Consider the following 21,901-nt stretch of genomic DNA (forward strand, 5'->3'; position numbering starts at 1 on the left):
GGACGGAATCAGCGGGCCCCACCGGCTGTTGCAGCCGGTGGGGCCCGTCGGCATTCGGGTGACAGCCGCACGGCGCGGCGTGCCGCCCGGACGGGCCGGGGGAGCGGTGGGCTTAGCTTGGTCCGCTCGTTCCGCGTCACCCGGCCGCCACAGGCCTCCCCGGTTCCCACCGGACGGGTCCGGGACGGCTGCTCAGGCACGGCAGGACGGAGACGCGCGATGGCGGAGCTCGCAAAGCGGCTGGTCGAGGCCCTGGACGGGCTGCTGGGGGTCCCGGTGCCACTGCGGGTGCAGGCCTGGGACGGCAGTGCGGCCGGGCCGCCGGGGGCGCCCACGGTGGTGCTGCGCAACCGCCGGGCGCTGCGCCGGCTGCTCTGGCGGCCGGACGAGCTGGGCCTGGCCCGGGCCTACGTCTCGGGGGACCTGGAGGTCGCCCCGGGCTCCGACCTGTACGAGGTGCTGCGGGCCGTCGCGCACTTCGCCGAGCTTCCCGAGATCCGCCGGCTGCGGCTCGGCCCGGGCGACGTGCTGGGCGTCCGGGGGCGCCGGGCGGTGGGCGCGCTGCTGCGGGCCGGGGCGCTCGGGCCCGATCCCGCCCCGCCGCCGGAGGAGGCCCCGGTGGGCCGGGGGCGGCTGCACAGCCGCGGCCGGGACCGGGCGGCGATCCACCACCACTACGACGTCGGCAACGACTTCTACGGCCTGGTGCTGGGCCCGTCGATGGTCTACTCGTGCGCCTACTGGGAGCCCGGCGCGAAGAGCCTGGAGGCGGCGCAGGAGGCCAAGCTGGACCTCATCTGCCGCAAGCTCGGCCTGCGGCCCGGGATGCGGCTGCTGGACGTCGGCTGCGGCTGGGGCTCGCTGGTGCTGCACGCGGCCCGGCACTACGGGGTGACGGCGGTGGGCGTCTCGATCTCCGAGGAGCAGGTCGCGCTGGCCCGCCGGCGGGTCGAGGAGGCCGGCCTGGCGGACCGGGTGGAGATCCGGCTGCAGGACTACCGGGAGATCCCGGACGGCCCGTTCGACGCGATCTCCAGCGTGGGCATGGCGGAGCACGTCGGCGAGGCCCAGTACCGGGTGTACGCGGAGGGCCTGTACGGGCTGCTGGTCCCGGGCGGCCGGCTGCTCAACCACCAGATCGCCCGCCGTCCCGGCCACCCCGGTGAGCCGTACCGCCCCAGCCCGTTCATCAACCGCTACGTCTTCCCGGACGGCGAACTGTCCCCGGTCGGTTCCACGGTCTCCCGGCTGGAGGAGGCCGGCTTCGAGGTGCGCGACGTCGAGTCGCTCCGCGAGCACTACGGGCTGACCCTGCGTGAGTGGGTGGCCAACCTGGAGGCGCACTGGACGGAGGCGGTCGGGCTGGTGGGGCGCGGCCGGGCGCGGGTCTGGCGGCTCTACATGGCGGCCTCGGCGCTGGCCTTCGAGGAGAACCGGATCGGGGTCAACCAGATCCTCGCGGTGCGCACCACCGCCGAGGGCGCCGCGCACCTCCCGGCGACCCGCGCGGAGTGGCTGACCGCCGTCGGCACCGCCTCCGACCTGCCCGTCCCGGAGGGCCCCGCCGCAGGCCCGGCCGTAACGGATTTGGGGGATCGGGGATCGGTCCGCTAATCTTTCAGTGCGGCAAGGGGCTATAGCTCAGACGGTTAGAGCGCTTCCCTGATAAGGAAGAGGCCACAGGTTCAAGTCCTGTTAGCCCCACCACCGCGAAGGGCCCGGAGCACTGCTCCGGGCCCTTCGGCGTTCCGCCGCCGGTTCCGGGGAACCCCCGGCTGCGGCCGGGTGTTCTACCGGTGGAGGCCGGGGTCCGCCCCGGCGGCGTCCGACGGTGAGGCGGTGGCGCAATGGGTCTGGTCTTCGCGATGACCATCCCCGGCCTGGTCTGCGTCCTGGTGGTGCTGGCCTTCGTCGATCAGCTGGCGCTCCGGGCGCGCCGCTCGCGGCTGGTGCCGTGGCGGGGGACCGGCCGGGAGGGGCAGATCTCGGCGACCGGTTTCGAGCAGCTGCACGCGCAGTTCGCGGCCGGGAAGCAGCACCAGCTCGACGAGCGGCAGAGCTCGCTGATGCTGCGCGACGAGGAGGACGACGGGGCGCCGCCGCGCACCCGGGTGGACCTGGCGTCGGGGGTCGTGGTGCTGGTGCGGCCGCCCGGCGGGGCGGCCGATGGGCGGGAACGGTGAGGGCTCCGCGCGGGCTCCGTGCCGGGCCGACCGTACGACAGGAGGTGTGGCGTCAATCCTCCGGCCGGACGGGTCGGTTGGAGGCAGCGGTGGCTGGTCACGATTGGGACACCGGTGTGTATCATCGGCCGCAAGGGCAGTCCGGCATCCCGACCGCCCGTTCGTGCTCGTAACACAACCACGGACTCGTCGGCCCGATCGGATCGATCGGCGCACGGCTGCTGAGTCCGTCAACGCAAGAAGGACGAGGTCCCGCGGTGAAGAAGCTTCTCCTGGTCGCCCTGGTCGCCCTCGGCGGCTTCTTTGTCTACCGTCAGGTCCAGGCGGACCGCGCCGAGCAGGACCTGTGGACCGAGGCCACCGACCCGGTTCCGGCCGGTCGCTGAGGCCCCCGGCGATCTGACGATCGACAGTCTTCGGGAGGCGCCGCAGGTGCCTCCAGGGCCGGTCGGGTGACCGGGTCGGCCGGAGTTTCCCGGCCCCGCACGGCAGGAGTGCCGGGAGGGGGCACCGGATCGGTGCCGGGACCGGGTACCCTGGTGTCCGGCGGCGCGCCCGGTGCCGCCCCGGGGCTTTAGCTCAGTTGGTAGAGCGCTGCCTTTGCAAGGCAGATGTCAGGAGTTCGAGTCTCCTAAGCTCCACATGCCCCACAGTAGGTGGGCAGTAGCACCACGAAGGGCCTGACCAGCAGAAAGCTGGTCAGGCCCTTCGTCGTTCCCGGGCTCGGCCCGGGGATCCGCCGCTGTTGTTACAGCACCGATTTACACACCATCGGCGTACTCTCATCGCATGGCATCTATTCGCGTTCGGGAACGCAAGCGAGGTGGTTGCACCTACACCGTCACATGGCGTGAGGGTGGAGGCCGGAACGACCCGGACCAAACCGAGAAGTTCGACGACGAGACGAGCGCCGAGCGCTTCAAAGACCTCGTCAACGGGCACGGCCAGCACTGGCCGCCCAACTGGATCAAGGGGGTGGGCTTCGTCGACCCGGCGGCCGCTGAGCCGGAGGCGCCCGCGGTCGATCCGGCGCACATGTTCGCGGCCTACGCCGAGAAGCATGTGAGCCTCCTCACGGGTATTGAGGGCGGCACCAAGCGGAAGTACTACAGGATGGTCCGCGACGTCATGGTCCCCTGGTTCCGGGACAAGACGATCACCGACGGGCCGGACGCCATCACCGAAGAGGACGTGAAGGCGTGGCTCATCGACATCAAGGAGGGCTCAGCGGCCCCGCACGACCCGCCCGGCCGCAAGCGCAAGGCGTACTCCGCCAAGACCGTGAGAGACCACCACGGCCTCCTCAGCGCGATCCTCGGATCGGCTACCCGAGGACAGACCCCGCTGCGCCGGTACAACCCCTGCTCCGACACGAAGCTGCCGCGGACCGACGACGGCGACAGCGAGGAGAAGACCTTCCTTGAGCATTGGGAAGCCGGGTTGCTCTTGAGACACCTTGCCGCTGACGCCGTCGACCTGGTTCAGGTCATGCTCGGCACAGGGCTGCGGTGGGGCGAGGTGTCGGCGCTCCAGGTGCGCGACGTCGACCGCGTCGGCGGCCGGCCCGTCCTCAGGGTCTCCCGCACGTGGAAGGAGGACGAGAACGGCAAGCGGATCACCGGCGCGCCCAAGAGCGTGAAGTCCCGTCGCACGCTCATCCTGACGCCCTACCTCGCCTCGATCCTCGCCCGCGCCAGCCGGGGGAAGAAGAAGACCGACCTGCTGTTCTGTGCCGTCGAGGGCGGCCCGTGGCTCCCTGGCACGTTCCGCCGGCTGCGGTGGCTCCCCGCCATCGAAGCCGCCGCCGCCGAGGGCATGCTGAAGCAGCCCCGACTGCACGACTGCCGGCACACCCACGCCGCGTGGCTCGTTGCCCGCAACGTCCCGTTGCCTGCGATCTCGGCCCGTCTCGGACACGAGAGCATCCAGACCACCATCGACGAGTACGGCCACCTGCTCGCGATCCTGGACGACGACCTGGTCGCCGCCGTCGCGTACTCGATGGAGGCCGCCCTGGACCCGGTGATCCCGGACGACGTCAGGGGCGCACTGGAGCTGGAGGCCACGCCGGTCTAGCCGAAGACGCCGCTGCGCCCCGTCTCAACGAGCGGGGCGCAGCGGCGTGTCTGGGTCAGGCGGCGGCGTGGTCGGAGGCCTGGGGGAGGGTGAGTGCCCCGGCTGCGATCTGTCGTACGCGCGAGGCGAGGACGTCTGCTGCACGGTCCGGCGTCGTGTTGGTGTCGGCCATCCACCGTCCGATCAGTCCCGCCATGCTGGCTGCGGTGGTGCCCGGCACTATCCGGGGGTCGGTCAGCAGCAGGAGCCGGCCCCGGATGACCAGGATCGAGACGGGGGCACCGTCGTCGAGCAGGGCAGACACGGTCTCCACGGTTTCCACACAACCCCCTTGCCGGCGGCCACGCTGCCGCCCTGTTCTCGCGAGGCCGGGATCGACCGTACACCCGTTCGACTGGCGAAAACAGGAGGTATCTACTCCGTATCAGAATTGCTCAAGCTTAAACATTTCTTGAGCTAGATTTTTCGTCTTCGGCAGCAATGAGTGCCTCGATTACGGCCCTGGTGCGCGGCAGATCGGACGGGTCCATGTCAGCCAAGTGCCCAACGATGGCTCTTACGTCCGGCGGCAGGTCGGCCAGCTCGGTGGGGACGTACTGCAAGAACTCCTCGGCGGCCGCGGCTTGAACCTGTCGCAGGGGAAGCCTGATGCCGGCCGAGAGCGCACGGAGAACCTGAGGCTCTGGGGCGCGGGTGATCTTCCCTTTTGAGAGCTTATTCAGGTAGCTCAGCCCTGGGGCGTACCCAGTCTCTGGGTCTACCGCTGCTTCGCTGAGTTCCCGGAACGACATGCGGGTCAGGGCGTCACTCACCAGGGCTGACAGTGGCCCGAGCCTGGGTGAGGGGTCGCTTGTCTTCCTGGCCTCCGACATGCTGGCTCCTCCTTCGCACGCTTCCCCGCCGGCCGCTGCCCTGGGGCGGGTACTCGGGCTGCCTGTGGCACACCCGTCCCCGGACACGCTACAGGCGCCGCTGTGTCGGCGGACACGCGATCTCGCCAAAGATCAGTTCCGTACCCGAACGCGGACGTGGCGCTTGCCGTGGTGTTCTCGAATGAGAACAGCTATGCTCCGTTCCGGAACGCGAGCCGCGCTGAGCGACATCGAGCGACACCGAACGGCCTCGCGCGGCACAGAAGAAGGAGCCGCCACCCATGACCACCCTCACCCTCACCGCTCCGCTGACGTACACCCAGCTCGCGGAGTACCTCGCCATCGAGGAGGGCTGGCTGCGCCGGCACATCAAGCGCCTGCCGCACCAGAAGTACGGCAGGAGCGTTCGCTTCTCGGCGGACGACATCGAGGCCATCCGCCGCCTGCACACCCACACCCCCGCGCCGGCCGCGCCGGACGGCCTGCCCGACGCGCTCGTCCCGCGCGGGGCCCGGCGGTAGGTGCTCCGACCGTGACAGACCGCCCGTCTCCCCTGGGCACTACGACCCGCATCCGTCTCGACGGTCCCCCCACCGACGTCGCCGCCATCCTCGCCGCGCTGCGCACCGCTCAGGGCCTGGCCGTGGTTCGGATCTCCCGGCCCGCCGATGGTGACCGCGACGGCGAGGTCCGCCAGTACGTCAGGGTCCGGACTCCCCCGCCGGATCAGACACCCCAGTAACACAAGGGCCGCCCCCGGTGGCACCCGGAAAGCGGCCCGGCCCTACCCAGCACTCAACGGAAGTAGGACCCGTGAAGAACGGTACCAACCCCAGCCAGCTCCGGGCGCAGCACACTGTGCTGCGCACCGTGCAGCGGCTCATCGAGGCCGCGGCGAGCCGGCGCGCGCCGGCGCCCGCGTGGACGATCCACCCCGATGGCACGGCCGAGGGGCGTTTCGCCGGCCCGGACGCGGTCGTCGCCATCAACGTCTGGCGCCAGGCCATCCCGTCCGCCGCCGTCTCGACGGCCCGGCGGGACGACGGCCTGGAGTGGACCCTGACGATCGCCCAGGGCGACGTCTGCGTGGTCGTCTTCGCCCACGTCCCGTTCAGCACCCCGGCGCTGGCGGGGGTGACCGCGTGACCGGCACCACCATGACCTACGACCGGGCCGTCGAGATCCTGCGGGGAGTCCGCTCCGACGGCGCCGGATCGCCGCCGCTGGAGCGCCTCGCCGCCATCTACACCGGCGACCTGGATGCCGTCGTCCCCCGGGCGCTCACCTGGTCGCAGCGCACCCGCAGGACCGCCCGGCGTCTGCTGGCCACGGTGCTCCCGGTGCTGCGCGAGCTGGTGGCGGAGATCGTGGACCTGGACCGCCGTGTCCAGGCGGCGGACACCCGGATCGAGGCCCTCGAAGCGCGGCCGCTGCCGCTGGCCGCCGACGCCGACGACCACGCCCGGCTCGCCGCTGCCCTCGACGTCGCACAGCGGCTGACCGCGCGGCTCCAGCCGGCGCCCCGATCGGTGACCGTCGAGACGGTCCCGCACGCGCCCGGCCCCACCATCTTGGTGCACGCCCTCGACAACGGCCCCGCCGTCGAGGCCTGGGCCGCCCTGCTCGGCGCCTCGATCGAGCGGAAGAAGTCCGGCGGCGGGTACGTCTACTTGACCGCGACGTGCACGCTCGACGGGATCCCGGTCAGCTGCCAGACCATCATCCTGCCGAGCTTCACGGCGGTGACCGCGTGACGGGCGACCAGCACACCCTGCACACCGCTGAGCTGGTCGTCCGGGCGGTCCTCGGCCGGCCCGGCGCGACGCCGGCCGAGATCGTCCGGGCGCTGGACGCCGCCGGCGCGCTGCACACGACCCCGCTCACCGTGTACCGGGCGGAGTGGGAGACCGACCCGCTCGGCCTGTACGTCTCCCGCGAGGTCGCGCAGGACCGCTGTCTCCTGGACGTCGTCGAGCACCAGCCGGGCGCCCGGCTGGTGTGGGCGCCGGTGAACGACGACGAGCCGGACGGCGAGCTGTACCTCTCCGCGGACGGCGCGAACACCGAGTACTACGTCAGCCCCATCCCGTTGAGGCGTACGGCGGAGGAGATCTGATGCTCCGCTGGCTCCTTGCCCTGTGCATCATCGCCGCTCTCTGCCTCGTCGTGGCGTGGGTCGAGCAGCTCATCGCCGAGGCCAGACAGGCGCGGGCGCAGCAGGCCTGGCAGGCCGAGCGCGCCGAGGACGACCTGGTCGCGCTCCTGGCCGTCGCCGACGGCCTCAGACCGACCCCGTTCCGGCCGTGACTCCGGACCCGGGCACGGCCCGCGGCCCCCTCCTCGTCGGGCTGCACGTCGTGTTCGGGTCCGGCCCGCCGTACGGACCGCACGTGCCCCCGACTGCGGACTACGACTGCCCGTGCGGTCACCGCGATGCCGCGCTCGGCGCGGCCGCCGTCCGGCACCTGGTTGACGTCGCCGGGCCCGCACACCTGACCGTCTGCCCCCTCCGCCCCCGAGAGGACCCTCATGTCTCCCATACTCGTCGACCTCGCCACCGGTGAGGTTCCGTCCTGGACCGGCCCCGAGCACTACCGATGGGCGCAGCAGCGCCTGCGGATGGCCTGGGAGGACGACCGCTCGCCGGAGAGCATCGCGCACCTGGTGGCCGAGGCCGGTGTGCACGCCACCCTCGCGCTCGCCGCCGCGACCGCGCTCGGCTCCCCCATCACCAACGGCATGGACCTCGCCGACTACGACGAGTGGGTCCAGGCCGCGTCCGAGACCCGCACCCCGCCGCCGGCCGCCCCGGCCACGGGTCTGCACGCCGTGCTGATGGACGCCCTGTTCCTGTGTCTGCCTGCGGACCTGCGCGAGCACTCCCAGCGGGACCGCCTCGCCGCGCACCTGACCACCGCCCTGATCGCCGCCGGATACAAGGACGCCGCCCGATGAGCACCACCACCGCCCACCTGGACCTCCGCACCGGCGAGGTCCTGCCGGACGTCGACCCCGAGGCCTTCGCCGACTTCCTGATGCAGCACATGGGCGGCCGGGTCCACGAGGCCGCGTCCCGTGAGCTGCGCGAGCTGAACCGCGCCGTCTCCGAGCACGGCAAGAAGGGCACCTTGGCCGTCATCGTCACGGTGGAGGCCCCGAAGGGGCACGTCGAGGGCGGCCCGCTGTCCATCTCGGTCGCCACCGTGCTGAAGGCGCCCAAGGCGATCACGCCGGCGACCGTCTACTACCTCGACGCCGACGGCCACACGAGTCGGCGCGACCCCCGGCAGGGCGTCCTGTTCGACGACCCGACCGCGGCCGAAGCGCGGGTTCGGACGGCCGTCGCGGCCGCGCTGCGCGGCCGCGCGGACGACGTGCCCGCGGACCTCCTGGAGGACCTGGTCGTCGGCCTCGCCGCCGCCGGCCTCGCCCCGCAGTCGTAGAGCGCCTGCCCTGCACGGCCGGTGGGCGCGGCGGCACCGTCCCGCGCCCACCGGCACCACCCCCGGACCACCTGGAGCATCATGCCGCGGCCCGCCGTCGCCGCCGCCGTCCAGCCCGATCCGCCCCTCGGCACCGGGCAGACCCCGGCGCCCACTACCGCCCCCATCGCCTCCCCCTTCTGGACCCGCTTCCCTCACCACTGGGTCGCGCAGGTGACCGGCGATCACCTGCGCGCGGTCACCCTGACCGGCGACTACGCGCGCCTGCGGGACGGCTACTGCTGGGCCTCCGACCGCACCCTGGGCGAGGCGCTCGACCTGCACCCGGACACCGTCGGCGCGGCGCTGCGCCGCGCCGAGGCGCTGGGCATGGTCCGTGCCGTCCAGCGTCCCGGCGGCACGTCCGCGCGCGTCCTCGTCCTGCCCTCCGAGGACGACGACGTGCTGTGGGTGTGCGTCAGCTCCTACGCCCGCAACGCCCTCTTCGGTGCGTTGTTCTCCGCCTACTGCGTGCTCGCCGTACGCGCGCACCTCAACGAGCCCAGCAGCGTGGGACTGATAGCCACCCTCGCCGGCATCGGCGAGAAGGAGGCCCGGGCCGCCGTCGCCGAGTTGGTCTCCTCGGGCTGGATCAGCCGCGCCGACTCCTCCGGCCGCGCCGCCCGCTACACCGTCCACCACGCCCCGATCCCCGGCGTCCCCACCCAGCTCCTCCTCGACTTTCCGCAGCCACGCCAGACCAAGAGCCGCCGCTGCGCCCCGCCGCCGGTCGCCCCGCGCGCCGAAGTCGACGGCCAGATCGCCCTGTTCGACCTCGACGCGCTGACCGACACCCCTGCCGGATCGACCGTCACCACCCCTGCCGATCCGACCGTCACCACCCCTGCCGGATCGACCGGACGAACAAGATCACCTCAACAAGATCTCTCTAACAGGCCCCGCCCCGTGGGTGGTTGCGGTGCCGGCGTAGCCGATACGTCCGTACCGCGCGTCACGGGCGCGCCCGCGAGCACCCGCGAGGCCGCCGCCGGGCCCGGCCGCGCATCGACTGCGCCGGAACCGCGAACCGCACCTCTGCCCCCGCTGCTGATCACCGCCGCCGCCCACCACGTCCTCGCCCAGGCCCCAGGCCTGGCCGACCGGATGAGCCGCTGGGAGCAGCGGGAGGCCGCCCGGGCGATCGGCCAGGCGATCGAGGACGTCGACGACGTCGGCCGGGTCGCCGAGCGCGTGGCACGCCGCTGGGCCAGCGCGGACCCGGCCGACATCCGCCGCCCGTACGGCTGGCTGGTCCGCCGCGGCCTGACCCGCCGCGGCTGTGACGACCCGGTCTGCGAGTCCGGGTGGGACACCGCCCGGCAGGCAGACTGCCGGACCTGCACGAAGGTGCTGGCCGACCGCCGCGAGGGCGCCGCGGCCCGCCGGGCGCAGCACCGCCCGCGTCCCGTACCCGCGCCCCGGCCGGCCCCCGCCCCGGCGTCGGCGCCGGCCGCTGTCCCGGCGCCGCGCCGCCTCTGCCCCACCCACCGCGCGACCACCCTGCCGTGCGCCCTGTGCCAGGCCGCGGCCGCCGTCCCGCCCGCCGAGCCTGACGCCGCCCCCATCGGCCGCGCCTACCGCGAGCAACTCGCCGCCCGCCGCCTGGAGCGCGAGGCCGCCGCAGACGCGGACTGGGCGGGCCGGCACGGCATCGCCTGGACCGCCTGACCCCCGAGGAGACCACCGTGCCCACCACCCACCCCGACACCACGATCCGCGACCACACCCCGACCACCATCCCGGGCCGCCCGGACCCCTGGGGCCCGCCCGTCTGCCACTGCGGCGGCTGGTGGCCGTGTGCCCCGCTCACCCAGGCCGCCGAGGTCACCCCGATCGGCGGCGGCTGGAGCATCACCCCGCGGTGAACGCCCTGGCCGTCCTCGCCGCCACCGCGCCGGTCGCCGTCGCCGGCCTGGCCGTCCTCGGCCGCAGCCCCGCCGGCCCCGCCGGTTCCGACTTCCCCGACACCCGCACCGCCGCCACCCACAGCGGCCTCATCCCCGGGAGCAGCCCCGTGTCCACCCCGCAGCAGCCCTACCTCGACCTCGACGCCGTCCGACGGCGGGCCGACGCCGCGACCCCCGGCCCCTGGCACATCGAGGAAGACCGCCACGACCTCGTGCGCCGGGTCACCGACACCTCCGGCACGCTCGACATCAACCTCGGCTACCTCGGCAACCGCACCCTGGCCGACGCCGAGTTCATCGCCCACGCCCGTACCGACCTGCCCACCCTGATGGACCGGCAGGACTACCTCCGCGCCGCACTCAACGAGACCGCCCTCGGCCGCGCCCACGCCGAAGACGCCGCCGACAGCCTGCGCGCCCGCCTCCACCCCACCCACATCGACGAATACCGCAACGCCCAGGAGCAGCCCGCCAACCCAGCCCCGCTCGACCCCGCCGACGTTCCCCGCCGGCTCGTTGCCGCCGAGGCCCTGATCGACGCCGCCGAGACCCGGCCGCTCACCGCGTGGGAGGCCGAGGAAGTACGCTCGCTCGCCCGCGCGGTCCGCGGCAACATCCGCCGCGAAGCCCAGCTCACCCGCTACGGCAACGCCTGGCGCTCCGCCCGGTACCGCGCCGCGCACCAGCGGTCGGTCCTCGCGGACCACCGAGTCGAGGTCAGCACCCTCCGGGCCCGCATCTCAGCAGTGGAGGCAGCCCTGCACCGCTACGTGGGCTGTGCGTCCACCACCGCGACAGCGCTCCGGGTCGAGGTCGACGCGGCGCTCCACCCGACCACCGGAACTATCCCGCCCCGCTCACCCCACCCCGGCCAGCCCGAGGATCGCACCGCGCCCGCCGCCCGCCCGGCACCCCGCCACCCCACCCCGGCCGCGCTCGACAAAGCCGCCCGCCGCCGCCTCGACCACCTGATCCGACGCGCCTCCCGCGCCCTCGGCCCCGCCGAGCAGACCACCCTGCTGCGCCTGTGGGAGCAGCACCAGGCCGCTGCCGAGCAGGACCGCCGCTCCGCCGCCGGCGCCCGCCAGGCGAGCCTTCGCATCACCGACATGCTGCGCGACGCCCAAGACCAACTCCTCAGCTACCAGGCCGTGTTGGCCCTGATCGCCGAGTACCGGGCGGCGACCGGCGCCCGGCTGCGCCGTACGACCGCCGCGTACGAGTCCACGATCCTGGAGGCCCGCCGGCAGGCCCGCCGCGCCGACTCGACCGCCGCCGTCCTCGGCGAGATCCTCCGCCGCGTGGCCGACCGCTGCGCTGCCACCGACCCGGCGCCCACGGCCAGCGACCTCGCCGCCGAGATCACCTCCCTGGTCTCCCTGCACGCCGTCCTCGACACCGCCGGCATCGACGTGACCGGCGACCTCGCCCCAGCCCGGCTCCGGGCCGCCCTCGACCGAGTTACCGCCCCTACCCCGACCAGCTGACGCCCGTCAACGGCCGCCCGGTACCCCGGGCTGCCCCACCCCGAAGGAGACCGCCGTGGCCTGGACCGAGTACGCCGACTGTCCGGCCTGCGGACGCCCCGTTGCCGTCTACACCCCCCGCCACGGTGACGGCACGATCCGCCTCACCCGCTGGCACAAGACCGCCGACGGCCAGTGGTGCCGCGTCGAGCTGGACATCGGCGACCACGACATCCGCAAGACGCGCCACCCCTGACCCGCCCGCCTGCCGCCCGGCCACCACCGGCCGGGCGGCCCGCACCACCAGGAGGACCACCGTGGCCTGCCAGCTCTGCACCCGCCCCACCGCCGGTCGGCTCTGCACCCCCTGCGGCACCCGCCTCGGCCGCCACCTCGCCGACCTGCCGCCCCTCTACGCCGCCCTCGCCGCCTACCTGCGCCCCTCCGCCCAGGCCGCCGACCGCCTCGGCACCCGCCCCACCACCCCGGCCGACGCCCCCCTGCCCGTCGACCTGGACGTCCTCGACCTCATCGGGCCGGGCGGCGCCGTCACCGTGCTGGAGACGTGGCGCCAGGCCTTGCACGAGGACCTGGAGCTGCACTGGCCCGACCCCTGGGGCCACCCGGACGGCCGCCTGCTGCGCGCCACCCGCGGCCTCCACCAGCACCTCACGTATATCCGTCTGGACTGGCCCGCCGCCGGCGACTGCGCCCGCGAGGTCCACCAGCTGCACGCCGCGGCCACCCGCCACGTCGCCCCCACCGACCGCCCCACCGACCGCCCCACCGTCGTCGGCCACCACCCCGACCCGGCCCGCCCCGGCGACGCCCCGTGCGGCGGCCGCCTCGAACTCCCTCGCGGCTCCTCCGCGCTGCGCTGCGCCCGGTGTCACGAGACGTGGGGCCCGCTCCAGTGGCTCACGCTGCGCCGCGCCCTCGAACGCGCCCGCGCCCGCGCGGCCGACCAGCCCGCCGCCTGACCCTCGTTGACACCGCTCACCCCCGGCAGGGTGAGCGCCACCACCACCCGGAGTGCCCTCACATGACCACGCTCACCATCGGCGGCGTCTACGCCGCCACGCTCACCGGCCTCGCCGGCCCCTGGACCATCCACGGCCACGCGACCATCTGGTCCGCCACCGACACCCCGGCCGGCACGCTTCTGCTCCTGGAGATCACCGACGCCCCCGGGCCGACCATGGTCGGCGCCGCCGCCCACCACACCACCTACGCCGCCGGCATAGTGAGCCGGCTCCCCGACGGCCGCCGCCAGCTGGTGGGCCCCATCACCCCGCAGCCCGGCCCCACCCTCATCGGCCTCGGATGGACCACCCGCACCCACCGCGACCCCGCCGACGCCGCCCACCACATCGAGATGGCCGACAAGGCCCTCGCCGACTGGACGCCCCTCCCCGCCGGCGGCTCACCCCTGGACGTGAGCGCCCTCCCCCACCTCGCCCGCGCCGCCGCCCGCTCCGCCGAGCTGCGCACCGTCGAGGGTGAGCGCGACGACCTGGTCCGCCGGCTGCGCGCGGGCGGCGTCGCCCGGGACCTCGTCGCCGAGATCGACGGCCGTGACCCGTCCCGCATCACGCAGCTCTGCCGCCCGTCCGCCGGCCGTGCCAAGGTGGACGCATGAGCATGCTGAACCTCGGCCTCATCGCGTCCGCGTGGAGTACGGGCCTCCGGGCCGCCGTCGACGAGGAATGGCAGCGCGAACGGCTCCGCTCCACGGCACAGGCGCTCGGCCTCACACCGGAGCGGGCGGACGCCCTGCTCCTCCAGGCGCAGGGCCTGCGGGCCGGCAGCAGCCCGTCCGCCGAGGACTTCGCCGCCGCCCGGTCGCTGATCACGATCGAGGCCATGGGACCAGCACCCACCCACCCCGACCCCCTCTCGCGTCTCGCCCGGCGGGACCCCGAGTGACGACCGGCCCCCGGACCCGCGTCCCGCCCCCCGGCCGGATCACCCGCGCCCAGCTGGAGGCGCTCGGCGTGCCCGCCGAGACCGTCCGCACTTGGGTGCACCGCAGCCGCCTGGCCCGGGTCGGCGGATCCCCGCGGTACCCCGAGTACGACGCCACCCAGGCCCTCGCCCTCGTCGAGGCCTGGCGGCCCCGAAAGCCCGCTTGACGGGTCCGGTCACCCAATGCAACGATCTTGGCACCACCCGTCTGTCCACAGCGCGGGTGACGACTTCGAGAGGCCTCCGGCACCCGCCGGGGGCCTCTCGCCATTCCCGGAGGATGTCCATGGTCTGGACCCTGCACGAAGGAGACGCGCTCACCACCCTCGGCACCATCCCGAGCGCCACCATCGACGCCATCATCACCGACCCGCCCTACAACTCCGGCGGGCTCACCCCCCGCCAGACCACCGGCGACACCGCCCGCGGCAAGTACGTCAACGGCAGCGCGAAGCACGACCTGCCGGACTTCGACGGCGACCAGCGCGACCAGCACGGCTACCTCGCCTGGCTGTCGCTGATCCTCGCCGAGTGCTACCGCACCGCCGTCCACGCCGCCCCGCTGCTGGTCTTCTCGGACTGGCGGCAGGTGCCCACCACCTCCGACGCGATCCAGGCGGCCGGCTGGACCTGGCGCGGCATCGTCCCCTGGCACAAGCCCATTGCGCGCCCCGCCCGCGGCGGCTTTCAGCGGGCGTGCGAGTACGTGCTGTGGGCGACCAAGGGGCCCGTCGACACCGCCCGCAACCCCATCTTCCTCGGCGGTCTGTTCAGCGCGAGCCAGCCCCGCGGCAGCGCCCGCGAGCACATCACCCAGAAGCCCGACTCGCTGATGACCGAGCTGGTCCGCGTCGCCGCCCCGGGCGGCGTCGTGCTGGATCCCTTCACCGGGTCCGGTTCCACCGGCGTCGCCGCGCTGCTCTCCGGCCGCCGCTTCGTCGGCATCGAGGCCTCGCCCGCGTACGCCGACGTCGCCCGCCGGCGCCTCACCCTCGCCGCCACGAAAGCGGCTCCGGCCTGACCTGGGGAGGTGGCGACGGTGCTCCCGTCAGGACTTCAGACCGTCACCTTGCACGGCCGCCTCACCAGCCCGGCCGGCGCCCGGGGCCGCGGCCGCGTCACGCTCACTCCCGCGCCGGCCCGCATCACCAGCGCCGCCCACGGCGTGATCGTCCTCGGCAGCGACAGCGTCACCCCCGACGCCGACGGCGCCTGGTCGATCACCGTGCTGGCGACCGACGCCGCCGACTGCACCCCGACCGGCTGGACCTACACCCTGACCGAGGCCCCGATCGGCGCCCCACCCCGCGCCTACCCGATCAGCCTGCCCGCCGCCGCCCCGGACGTCGACCTCGCCGACATAGCCCCCACCACCCCGGCCGCCGGCGACTACGTCGTCGTCACCGGACCGCCCGGACCGGCCGGCCCCCAGGGCCCGCCCGGTGCCCAGGGCGAGCGCGGGCCCACTGGCGACACCGGCCCGGCCGGCCTCCAGGGCCCGAAGGGCGACCCCGGCCCGCAAGGCACACCAGGCGCCACCGGCGCCACGGGAGCAACCGGCCCGCAGGGCCCACCCGGGTGGGGCACCCAGGCCGACTACGACGCCCTCGCCGCCCGGGTCGTCGCCCTGGAAACCGCCGTCGCCTCCTTCAACAGCCTCTTCACCGACCTCGCCAACCGCGTCGGTGGCCAGTTCGGGTTGGAGAACCGTATGACGTCCGCCGAGAACCGCATCACCACACTGGAGGCCGCACCGTGACGACCACCCCCACCCCCAACGTCCTCTCCCGCCACCGCGCCCCCACGTCGCCCGCCGCGACGGCCACGACCGCCGCCGTACTCCTCTCCTACCGCAACGAACTCCTCGCCGGCGGCGTCCCCACGCCCGTCGCCGACGAGCTGGTCCTCGCCGCCGGCCGCACCGTCGTACACACCAACGGCCTCACCGCCGCCCCGCAGAACGGCATCACGGTGTCCCTCGCCCCCGCCGACACTGCCACCGGCTCGTGCCGCTGCGCCCGGTCCCGCAACACCGAGGGACGGTGACCATGTCCGGCTTCCCGTCCTCCATCACCCACGCCCAGAAGCTGGCGGCCGTGCGCGCCCTCGGCCTGGACCCGCTCCTCGTCAAGGACATCGCCTTCGACGCAACGGAGGGCGTCCTCGTCACGGTGTTCGTGCGCGACAGCAAGGGCCGCATCATCGTCCAGGGGCGCGACCAGGCGGCCGAGGCCACCCTGGTCATCCCCTACGCCGACGAGCCGCCCGTCCGCCGCCACGTCGGCACCTACGGCGACCCGGCCGCCACGATCCCCGGGGAGTGAGCCGTGCCCGACACCGCCCGCTACTCCGTGACCAGCCGGGTCGGCCATCGCGCGGTCGCCTACCGCGAGCCGCTGGCCGACCCGTTCGTCCGGCACACCATCGTGATCGGCTGGCCGGACCTGCTGCGCGGCCTGCTGCGCCGCCGCCTGGAGGTCACCGTCACCGTGGACGGCGACCGCGACGCCATCAGGCACGTGCTCAACCTGCCGACTCCGGAGAGGAACTGACCATGCCGGACCCGCGCCCGACCCCGGCCAGCCCGGTCTCCGAACTCGGGGCCATGGCCATCCAGATGCACGAGCTGTTCACCGAGTACCAGGCGGCTGGCTTCACCCGCCCCGAGGCCCTGGAGCTGGTGAAGGCCCTGCTGGTCGCGCAGGTGCGCCGTGCCCAGTAGGGCCCCCCGTCGCTGCACCACCCCCGGGTGCCCCGGCGACGCCACACCAGGCACCCGCACCGGCAAGTGCCCCCCCTGCGCCCAGGCAGCCCCCCGGGTGCACCGCCCCTCCTCCACCGCCCAGGGCTACGGCTCCCGGCACCGCGACCGCTTCCGCGCCGCCGTGCTGCGCCGTGACCCGCGGTGCGTGCTGTGCAGAACGGTGCCAGCCACGGAGGCCGACCACTACCCGCTGAGCCGCCGCGAGCTGGTGCAGCGCGGTCTGGACCCCGACGACCCGCAGCACGGCCGAGGCCTGTGCAAGCGCTGCCACAGCCGCGAGACGGCCGAGCACCAGCCCGGCGGCTGGGCCGCCCAGCCCGGGCCGGCCTACTGACCGGTGCGCGCGCCCTCTGACCTCGTGACCGTCGGTCATCGGGGTAGGGGGCGTCGAATTTCTGGGGTGGGGCCCCGGCGAACGCGGGGGGGAAGCCGCTCTCTCGCCCACGAGTTTTCGGATCCGCCGTACCGGGCCCCTTCCGCCACGCTGTGTGACTGCCCCAGGGGCCGCCTCACCCACCGCCACCACCCGGCCTGCCCGGCCGCCGCCCACCGGCCGGCCACCGGGCGGGCCGGGCCTCTGAGAGGAGGAGCCCATGGGCAAGCGAGGGCCGGCGCCCAGGCCGACCGCGCTGAAGCTGCTGCACGGCGTCGACAAGCACAACCCCGGCCGGGTCAACAAGGCCGAGCCGCAGCCCGCAGCCGAGGCGATCGAGCCGCCGGTGTGGCTGTCCGACCAGGCCGTCGAGGTCTGGGACCGCTACGCCCCCGACCTCATCGACAAGGGGGTCCTGACCGCCTGGGACGTCGAGGCGATGGCCTGCTGGTGCGACGCGGTGATTCGCCGCCGCGACGCCGCCGGCCACGTCGAGCGCGAGGGCGCCGTCGTCGAGTCCGACGTCTTCAACAAGAACGGCGACGTGTCCGGGACCCGGCTCGGCAAGAACCCGTGGCTGCTGGCGCTCGACGCCGCCGACGCCCAGGTCGCCCGCTACGGGGCCCGCTTCGGGCTGACACCGTCGGACCGCTCGCAGCTGTCTATCGGCGCGGACACGGGCCTCGGCGCGGAACGCCTGCTGTCCTGACCGGCCCGGGACGGGAGGGGTGATGGCCGCACCCACCACCACCTCCTCCCGCCCCGCCCGCCGCACCACCACGACCAGGCCGCCGTCCTCCGCGCGGCCGCGCCGCCGCGCGCTGCGCCCGGACCCCAACCGGCGCTGGCGCCCCGCCTCGCGCAAGGGCGGGCCGTGCGGCTACACCCTCGACGGCAAGACCTGCGCGAAGCGTGGCGCGCACTACTGTGAGCCGCGCGCCGACCGCGTCGTCAAGTTCTTCGCCGAGCTGCTCGTCCACCCCGCCGGCGCCCTCGCCAACACCCGCTTCGAGCTGGCGGACTGGCAGGAGTACGAGGTCATCCGGCCCCTGTTCGGCGAGGTCCACTGGTCCGACCAGTGGGGCCGGTACGTGCGCCGCTACACGCGCGCGAGCCTGGTCATGGCGAGGAAGAACGGCAAGAGCGCGCTCCTGTCGGGCATCCTTCTGTACCTGCTCGTCGGCGACGGCGAGGAGTCCGCCGAGGTCTACGGCGCCGCCGCCAACACCCGCCAGGCGTCGAAGGTGTTCGAGCCGTGCGTCAAGATGGTGCGCAAGTCACCGGTTCTGGCGCGGCGGCTCCAGCACATCAAGAACGCGCGGCGCCTGGTCGACGAGCAGAGCGGCTCCCACTACGAGGTCATCCCGTCCGACGCGGACGTCGAACTCGGCCACAGCCCGCACGCGTTCTGCCTGGACGAGGTGCTCAGCCAGCCGGACGGCTCGCTGTGGGAAGCGATGTCCACGGCGACCGGCGCGCGCACGCAGCCGCTACTGCTCGCCATCACCACCGAGACGAAGGACGGCGCGTCGTTCGGCTCGGAGATGATCGACGAGGCCGACCGCGTCCTTGAGCAGCCGGAGCGGGCGCCCCACCACTTCGTGTTCGTCCGCAAGACCCCCCGCACCCAGGAGGAGCTGGACCGGCTCCACAGGCTGTTCCCCGGCCGGCCGGACCTGCCGGTCTCCCTGGACATCTGGGACGAGGCCAACTGGTACTGGGCCAACCCGGCGCTCGGCACCTTCCTGAGCCTGGCCGCGCTGCGCCAGGACGCCGTCGAGGCCAAGCTCAAGCCTGCGGCGGAGGCCGGCTTCCGACAGTTCCGCCTCAACCAACGCGTCAGCCTCACCTCGCGGTGGATCCACATGGACCTGTGGAACGCCCGTATCGGCGAGGCCGGGGCGGCGCCGGGCCCGGACTGGATCGCCGAGCGCCTGGCCGGGCAGCGCTGCTGGGGCGGCCTCGACCTGTCCAGCAAGCTCGACATGACCTCCTTCGCACTGGTCTTCCCCGGCGGCGAGGTGTCCTGGCGGTTCTGGATCCCCGAGAGCGTGGTGCCCACCCTCGACGACCACACCGGCGGCCTGGTCGGCGAGTGGTGCGACGACGGGTGGATCACCACCACCGAGGGCGACACCATCGACTACGACCGCATCTACGACGACATCGAGGCCGACCACCGCCGCTACGGCATCGTCGACATCACCTACGACAAGTGGAGCGGCGAGCCGGTCCGGCAGGAGATCGTCAAGCGGACCCGGCTCAAGATGGTGGAGTCCGACACCACCTACCTGCGGATGACCCCGCCCATGTCCGAGCTCGAACGCCGCCTCAAGGCCGACGAGCTCATCCACTTCGGCCACCCCGTCGCCCGGTGGATGGCCGACGTCGTCGAGTGCAAGCGCCCGCGCGACGACCCGGACCGCATGCGCCCGGTCAAGCCCGACCGCTCCAAGACCGGCAAGCGCATCGACGGCATCCCCGCCCTGCTGTTCGCCCTGGACGGCGCGCTGCGCGGCATGCCCGCCCCGTCCGTGTACGAGTCCCGCGGCCTCGCGGGCTGACCCCGAAAGGAGGCGGCCCGTGGACCTGTGGGACTGGCTCGCCCTCGCCGGCCTCGCCCTGCTCGGCGCCGGCCTCGCCCTGCTCGCACCCTGGCTCGGCCTCGCCGTCACCGGCGCCCTGCTCGCCACCGCCGGCATCGTCGGCGGCACCCACGCCGAACGCGCCGCCCAGCGCGACCAGCGCGCGACGGGGGGCCGGCGATGGGACTGATCCGCTCGGCCGCCCGCGGCCGCACCGGCGACACCTCCGGCCTCGCCCAGCCCGACCGCTGGCTGGAGGACTGGTTCGCCGGCGCCCGCTCCGCCTCCGGCATCCACGTCACCCCGAGCACGGCCATGCACTACAGCGCCTGGTTCGCCGGCGTGCGCGTCATCAGCGAGGACGTCGGCTCCCTGCCGCTGCACCTCTACGAGCGCCTGGAGCGCGGCAAGGACCGCGCCCGCGCGCACTCCCTCTACCGGGTCCTGCGCCACCAGGCCAACCCCATGATGTCCTCGCAGGCCCTGCGCGAGACGCTCACCCACCACGCCGTCACCTGGGGCAACGGCGTCGCCCAGCTCGTCACCCACCCGCGTACCGGCGTGATCGAGGAGATCTGGCCGCTGCGCCCGGACCGGCTGCGCATCTGCACCAAGCGCCTCGGCGGCGGCCGCTTCACCCGCGTCTACCAGTACCGCGACGACGTCAACGGCATCGAGGCGACGCTGATGCCGGACGAGGTCCTGCACGTGGCCGGCCTCGGGTTCGACGGCGTGCGTGGCTACCCCGTGGTGGAGCTCGCCGCCAACAGCATCGGCCTCGGCCTGGCCACGGAGACGCACGGCAGCAAGGTCTTCAGCAACGGGTCGGCGCCGGGCGGTGCGCTCACCCACCCCGGCATCCTCAGCCCCGAGGCCCGCAAGCGCATGGCCGCGGACTGGGAGGACATCCACCGCTCGATCGACAACGCGCACCGGGTGGCGATCCTGGAGGAGGGCGTCACCTGGGCACAGGTCGGCATGCCCAACGACTCCGCGCAGTTCCTGGAGACCCGCAAGCTCCAGGTGACCGAGATGGTCCGCTGGCTGCGCCTGCCGAGCCACAAGGTGTCCGACCTGGAGCGTGCCACCTTCAGCAACATCGAGCAGCAGCAACTCGACTACGTCAGCAGCGCGTTGCGCACGTGGCTGGAGCGGTGGGAGAACGCCATCTTCACCCAGCTGCTCACCAGCAGCGAGCGGGAGCGGTACTTCGCCGAGCACCTGGTCGACGTCCTGCTGCGCGGCGACACCCTCACCCGCTACCAGGCGTACGCGGTCGGCCGGAACAACGGCTGGCTCAGTGCGAACGACGTCCGGGAGAAGGAGAACGAGAACCCGGTGCCCGGCGGGGACACGTACTTGGTGCCGCTCAACATGGTGCCGGCCGACCAGGCGGCCGCGCCCGCCGCGCCGGACCCGGCCCGGGCGGCGACCTCCGCGCGCGGGCACCGGTCGGCGGCCGCCCGCCGGCGGATCGCCGAGCGGTACGCGCCGCGCATCGCGGCCGCGGACGCCGAGCTCGTCGAGCTGGAGACCACGCACGTCACCAAGCTCGCCGCCGAGCACCTGCCCGCCCCCGACGGAGAGGACGACGCGCGCGGCCGGGCCCGGTCGGTGCTCGGGTTCCTCGCCGCGCTCCAGGCGCTCTACGACGGCCTCATCCAGGAGCGCACCCTCGCGAGCTGGTTGCCGATCTTCACGGCGCTCGCGGAGGACATCGCCGAGGAGGCCGCCAAGGAGACGCCCGGCGACGGCCCGGGCGGGCCGGTCGACCTCGCCACCTGGGTCCACGCCTACACCGCCTCCCACGTCGCCTACCGCGTTGCCTCCTCCGTCGGCCAGCTGCGCAAGGTCGTCGAGGCGGCGCCGGCCGATCCGGCCGCCGAGGTCGCCGCCCGGCTCGCGAAGTGGGCCGCGGAGCGGCCCGGCCAGCTGTCGAAGTGGCAGACCTCCCAACTCCCCAACGCCGCGGCCCGCGAGGTGTGGCGCGAGCACGGCGTCGAGCGGCTGGTGTGGAACACGTCCGGCTCCAGCGACTGCCCGTTCTGCGAGCGCATGGACGGGCGCACCGTCGCGATCGACCGGCCGTTCGCCGCGGCCGGCAGCAAGGTCACCGGCGACGGCGAGGGCGACGACGCGCCGCAGCTCGACGTCCACCGCGACCTCCACCACCCGCCCCTGCACCCGGGCTGCGACTGCCAGATGGACCCCGACTGACCAGGAGACCC

At 73.9% G+C, this 21,901-nt stretch carries 32 protein-coding genes and 2 tRNA genes; 32 read left to right on the forward strand and 2 right to left on the reverse strand.

Annotated features, from left to right (window positions below):
- Positions 1-219: 219 nt before the first annotated feature.
- The 6 genes from ACFXAM_RS06330 to ACFXAM_RS06355 all read left to right on the forward strand — a co-directional run bounded on the left by ACFXAM_RS06330 (position 220) and on the right by ACFXAM_RS06355 (position 4,259).
- Positions 220-1,614, forward strand: a complete 1,395-nt coding sequence (locus tag ACFXAM_RS06330; protein ID WP_380287957.1) for a class I SAM-dependent methyltransferase — start codon at positions 220-222, stop codon at positions 1,612-1,614.
- Positions 1,615-1,630: 16 nt separating this feature from the next.
- Positions 1,631-1,707, forward strand: a tRNA-Ile gene (locus ACFXAM_RS06335).
- 140 nt (positions 1,708-1,847) lie between these two features.
- The gene (locus ACFXAM_RS06340; protein ID WP_380287959.1) at positions 1,848-2,183 is read left to right on the forward strand and encodes a DUF6191 domain-containing protein; all 336 of its coding nucleotides are present in this window, start codon (positions 1,848-1,850) and stop codon (positions 2,181-2,183) included.
- Between the two features lie 257 nt (positions 2,184-2,440).
- Complete coding sequence (locus tag ACFXAM_RS06345) at positions 2,441-2,569, forward strand: DLW-39 family protein (protein ID WP_014137031.1); 129 nt, start codon at positions 2,441-2,443, stop codon at positions 2,567-2,569.
- A gap of 182 nt (positions 2,570-2,751) precedes the next feature.
- A tRNA-Ala gene (locus ACFXAM_RS06350) sits at positions 2,752-2,824 on the forward strand.
- A 148-nt stretch (positions 2,825-2,972) separates the two neighbouring features.
- A complete protein-coding gene (locus tag ACFXAM_RS06355) occupies positions 2,973-4,259 on the forward strand; it encodes a tyrosine-type recombinase/integrase (RefSeq protein WP_380287961.1) in 1,287 nt (428 codons plus the stop codon).
- A 55-nt stretch (positions 4,260-4,314) separates the two neighbouring features.
- On the opposite strand, the gene ACFXAM_RS06360 is transcribed toward ACFXAM_RS06355, so the two are convergent.
- Both ACFXAM_RS06360 and ACFXAM_RS06365 read right to left on the reverse strand, forming a co-directional pair.
- Positions 4,315-4,572 (reverse strand): hypothetical protein, encoded by a 258-nt coding sequence (locus tag ACFXAM_RS06360; RefSeq protein WP_380287963.1) that lies wholly within the window; start codon positions 4,570-4,572, stop codon positions 4,315-4,317.
- 127 nt (positions 4,573-4,699) lie between these two features.
- Complete coding sequence (locus tag ACFXAM_RS06365; RefSeq protein ID WP_380287965.1) at positions 4,700-5,131, reverse strand: hypothetical protein; 432 nt, start codon at positions 5,129-5,131, stop codon at positions 4,700-4,702.
- Between the two features lie 281 nt (positions 5,132-5,412).
- On the opposite strand from ACFXAM_RS06365, the gene ACFXAM_RS06370 reads away from it, so the two are divergent.
- The 26 genes from ACFXAM_RS06370 to ACFXAM_RS06495 all read left to right on the forward strand — a co-directional run bounded on the left by ACFXAM_RS06370 (position 5,413) and on the right by ACFXAM_RS06495 (position 21,890).
- Positions 5,413-5,652: a helix-turn-helix domain-containing protein gene (locus ACFXAM_RS06370; RefSeq protein ID WP_380287967.1), complete on the forward strand. Its 240-nt coding sequence runs from the start codon at positions 5,413-5,415 to the stop codon at positions 5,650-5,652.
- A gap of 292 nt (positions 5,653-5,944) precedes the next feature.
- Positions 5,945-6,277 carry a hypothetical protein gene (locus ACFXAM_RS06375; protein ID WP_380287969.1) on the forward strand — a complete coding sequence of 111 codons (333 nt, stop codon included), beginning with the start codon at positions 5,945-5,947 and terminating at the stop codon, positions 6,275-6,277.
- Positions 6,274-6,885: a hypothetical protein gene (locus tag ACFXAM_RS06380; protein ID WP_380287971.1), complete on the forward strand. Its 612-nt coding sequence runs from the start codon at positions 6,274-6,276 to the stop codon at positions 6,883-6,885. Before ACFXAM_RS06375 ends, ACFXAM_RS06380 begins: the two co-directional genes overlap by 4 nt.
- Positions 6,882-7,247: a hypothetical protein gene (locus ACFXAM_RS06385; protein WP_380287973.1), complete on the forward strand. Its 366-nt coding sequence runs from the start codon at positions 6,882-6,884 to the stop codon at positions 7,245-7,247. Before ACFXAM_RS06380 ends, ACFXAM_RS06385 begins: the two co-directional genes overlap by 4 nt.
- Positions 7,247-7,438, forward strand: a complete 192-nt coding sequence (locus tag ACFXAM_RS06390) for a hypothetical protein (protein ID WP_380287975.1) — start codon at positions 7,247-7,249, stop codon at positions 7,436-7,438. The genes ACFXAM_RS06385 and ACFXAM_RS06390 overlap by 1 nt, the downstream gene beginning before the upstream one ends.
- A 222-nt stretch (positions 7,439-7,660) precedes the next feature.
- Complete coding sequence (locus ACFXAM_RS06395) at positions 7,661-8,086, forward strand: hypothetical protein (protein ID WP_380287976.1); 426 nt, start codon at positions 7,661-7,663, stop codon at positions 8,084-8,086.
- On the forward strand, positions 8,083-8,574 hold the full coding sequence (locus ACFXAM_RS06400) for a hypothetical protein (protein WP_380287977.1): 492 nt from the start codon (positions 8,083-8,085) through the stop codon (positions 8,572-8,574). Before ACFXAM_RS06395 ends, ACFXAM_RS06400 begins: the two co-directional genes overlap by 4 nt.
- A gap of 81 nt (positions 8,575-8,655) precedes the next feature.
- Complete coding sequence (locus ACFXAM_RS06405; protein WP_380287979.1) at positions 8,656-10,281, forward strand: hypothetical protein; 1,626 nt, start codon at positions 8,656-8,658, stop codon at positions 10,279-10,281.
- 17 nt (positions 10,282-10,298) lie between these two features.
- The gene (locus tag ACFXAM_RS06410; protein ID WP_380287981.1) at positions 10,299-10,478 is read left to right on the forward strand and encodes a hypothetical protein; all 180 of its coding nucleotides are present in this window, start codon (positions 10,299-10,301) and stop codon (positions 10,476-10,478) included.
- Entirely contained in the window at positions 10,475-12,007 is a 1,533-nt protein-coding gene (locus ACFXAM_RS06415; RefSeq protein WP_380287983.1) for a hypothetical protein, read from the forward strand. The genes ACFXAM_RS06410 and ACFXAM_RS06415 overlap by 4 nt, the downstream gene beginning before the upstream one ends.
- Positions 12,008-12,062: 55 nt before the next feature.
- Positions 12,063-12,242: a hypothetical protein gene (locus tag ACFXAM_RS06420; protein ID WP_380287985.1), complete on the forward strand. Its 180-nt coding sequence runs from the start codon at positions 12,063-12,065 to the stop codon at positions 12,240-12,242.
- A 61-nt stretch (positions 12,243-12,303) separates the two neighbouring features.
- On the forward strand, positions 12,304-12,966 hold the full coding sequence (locus tag ACFXAM_RS06425) for a hypothetical protein (protein ID WP_380287987.1): 663 nt from the start codon (positions 12,304-12,306) through the stop codon (positions 12,964-12,966).
- Between the two features lie 62 nt (positions 12,967-13,028).
- Entirely contained in the window at positions 13,029-13,625 is a 597-nt protein-coding gene (locus tag ACFXAM_RS06430; RefSeq protein ID WP_380287989.1) for a hypothetical protein, read from the forward strand.
- Positions 13,622-13,912 carry a hypothetical protein gene (locus ACFXAM_RS06435; protein ID WP_380287990.1) on the forward strand — a complete coding sequence of 97 codons (291 nt, stop codon included), beginning with the start codon at positions 13,622-13,624 and terminating at the stop codon, positions 13,910-13,912. Before ACFXAM_RS06430 ends, ACFXAM_RS06435 begins: the two co-directional genes overlap by 4 nt.
- Positions 13,909-14,118, forward strand: a complete 210-nt coding sequence (locus ACFXAM_RS06440) for a hypothetical protein (RefSeq protein WP_380287992.1) — start codon at positions 13,909-13,911, stop codon at positions 14,116-14,118. Before ACFXAM_RS06435 ends, ACFXAM_RS06440 begins: the two co-directional genes overlap by 4 nt.
- A 119-nt stretch (positions 14,119-14,237) precedes the next feature.
- Complete coding sequence (locus ACFXAM_RS06445) at positions 14,238-14,972, forward strand: DNA-methyltransferase (protein ID WP_380287994.1); 735 nt, start codon at positions 14,238-14,240, stop codon at positions 14,970-14,972.
- Between the two features lie 18 nt (positions 14,973-14,990).
- Complete coding sequence (locus ACFXAM_RS06450) at positions 14,991-15,710, forward strand: hypothetical protein (protein ID WP_380287996.1); 720 nt, start codon at positions 14,991-14,993, stop codon at positions 15,708-15,710.
- Positions 15,707-15,997, forward strand: coding sequence for a hypothetical protein (locus ACFXAM_RS06455; RefSeq protein WP_380287998.1), 291 nt, complete (start codon positions 15,707-15,709; stop codon positions 15,995-15,997). The genes ACFXAM_RS06450 and ACFXAM_RS06455 overlap by 4 nt, the downstream gene beginning before the upstream one ends.
- A 2-nt stretch (positions 15,998-15,999) precedes the next feature.
- Positions 16,000-16,275, forward strand: coding sequence for a hypothetical protein (locus ACFXAM_RS06460; RefSeq protein WP_380288000.1), 276 nt, complete (start codon positions 16,000-16,002; stop codon positions 16,273-16,275).
- 3 nt (positions 16,276-16,278) lie between these two features.
- Positions 16,279-16,503: a hypothetical protein gene (locus ACFXAM_RS06465; protein ID WP_380288002.1), complete on the forward strand. Its 225-nt coding sequence runs from the start codon at positions 16,279-16,281 to the stop codon at positions 16,501-16,503.
- A 2-nt stretch (positions 16,504-16,505) separates the two neighbouring features.
- Entirely contained in the window at positions 16,506-16,673 is a 168-nt protein-coding gene (locus ACFXAM_RS06470) for a hypothetical protein (RefSeq protein WP_380288004.1), read from the forward strand.
- A gap of 97 nt (positions 16,674-16,770) precedes the next feature.
- Positions 16,771-17,049: an HNH endonuclease gene (locus ACFXAM_RS06475; RefSeq protein ID WP_380288006.1), complete on the forward strand. Its 279-nt coding sequence runs from the start codon at positions 16,771-16,773 to the stop codon at positions 17,047-17,049.
- A 259-nt stretch (positions 17,050-17,308) separates the two neighbouring features.
- The gene (locus ACFXAM_RS06480) at positions 17,309-17,797 is read left to right on the forward strand and encodes a phage terminase small subunit P27 family (protein WP_380288008.1); all 489 of its coding nucleotides are present in this window, start codon (positions 17,309-17,311) and stop codon (positions 17,795-17,797) included.
- A gap of 22 nt (positions 17,798-17,819) precedes the next feature.
- Positions 17,820-19,652, forward strand: a complete 1,833-nt coding sequence (locus tag ACFXAM_RS06485; RefSeq protein ID WP_380288010.1) for a terminase large subunit — start codon at positions 17,820-17,822, stop codon at positions 19,650-19,652.
- A gap of 19 nt (positions 19,653-19,671) precedes the next feature.
- Positions 19,672-19,863, forward strand: coding sequence for a hypothetical protein (locus ACFXAM_RS06490; protein ID WP_380288012.1), 192 nt, complete (start codon positions 19,672-19,674; stop codon positions 19,861-19,863).
- Complete coding sequence (locus ACFXAM_RS06495; RefSeq protein ID WP_380288014.1) at positions 19,854-21,890, forward strand: phage portal protein; 2,037 nt, start codon at positions 19,854-19,856, stop codon at positions 21,888-21,890. The genes ACFXAM_RS06490 and ACFXAM_RS06495 overlap by 10 nt, the downstream gene beginning before the upstream one ends.
- Positions 21,891-21,901: the final 11 nt, after the last annotated feature.

It is taken from the genome of Kitasatospora sp. NPDC059462, from assembly GCF_042749955.1.
Lineage (GTDB): Bacteria > Actinomycetota > Actinomycetes > Streptomycetales > Streptomycetaceae > Kitasatospora.

Coding starts and splice junctions, on each gene's coding strand:
- ACFXAM_RS06430 (WP_380287989.1), top strand. CDS start 13,029: ATGACCACGCTCACCATCGGCGGCGTCTACGCCGCCACGCTCACCGGC.
- ACFXAM_RS06405 (WP_380287979.1), top strand. CDS start 8,656: ATGCCGCGGCCCGCCGTCGCCGCCGCCGTCCAGCCCGATCCGCCCCTC.
- ACFXAM_RS06445 (WP_380287994.1), top strand. CDS start 14,238: ATGGTCTGGACCCTGCACGAAGGAGACGCGCTCACCACCCTCGGCACC.
- ACFXAM_RS06485 (WP_380288010.1), top strand. CDS start 17,820: ATGGCCGCACCCACCACCACCTCCTCCCGCCCCGCCCGCCGCACCACC.
- ACFXAM_RS06395 (WP_380287976.1), top strand. CDS start 7,661: ATGTCTCCCATACTCGTCGACCTCGCCACCGGTGAGGTTCCGTCCTGG.
- ACFXAM_RS06470 (WP_380288004.1), top strand. CDS start 16,506: ATGCCGGACCCGCGCCCGACCCCGGCCAGCCCGGTCTCCGAACTCGGG.
- ACFXAM_RS06370 (WP_380287967.1), top strand. CDS start 5,413: ATGACCACCCTCACCCTCACCGCTCCGCTGACGTACACCCAGCTCGCG.
- ACFXAM_RS06330 (WP_380287957.1), top strand. CDS start 220: ATGGCGGAGCTCGCAAAGCGGCTGGTCGAGGCCCTGGACGGGCTGCTG.
- ACFXAM_RS06355 (WP_380287961.1), top strand. CDS start 2,973: ATGGCATCTATTCGCGTTCGGGAACGCAAGCGAGGTGGTTGCACCTAC.
- ACFXAM_RS06435 (WP_380287990.1), top strand. CDS start 13,622: ATGAGCATGCTGAACCTCGGCCTCATCGCGTCCGCGTGGAGTACGGGC.
- ACFXAM_RS06365 (WP_380287965.1), bottom strand. CDS start 5,131: ATGTCGGAGGCCAGGAAGACAAGCGACCCCTCACCCAGGCTCGGGCCA.
- ACFXAM_RS06400 (WP_380287977.1), top strand. CDS start 8,083: ATGAGCACCACCACCGCCCACCTGGACCTCCGCACCGGCGAGGTCCTG.
- ACFXAM_RS06390 (WP_380287975.1), top strand. CDS start 7,247: ATGCTCCGCTGGCTCCTTGCCCTGTGCATCATCGCCGCTCTCTGCCTC.
- ACFXAM_RS06495 (WP_380288014.1), top strand. CDS start 19,854: ATGGGACTGATCCGCTCGGCCGCCCGCGGCCGCACCGGCGACACCTCC.
- ACFXAM_RS06480 (WP_380288008.1), top strand. CDS start 17,309: ATGGGCAAGCGAGGGCCGGCGCCCAGGCCGACCGCGCTGAAGCTGCTG.
- ACFXAM_RS06460 (WP_380288000.1), top strand. CDS start 16,000: ATGTCCGGCTTCCCGTCCTCCATCACCCACGCCCAGAAGCTGGCGGCC.
- ACFXAM_RS06340 (WP_380287959.1), top strand. CDS start 1,848: ATGGGTCTGGTCTTCGCGATGACCATCCCCGGCCTGGTCTGCGTCCTG.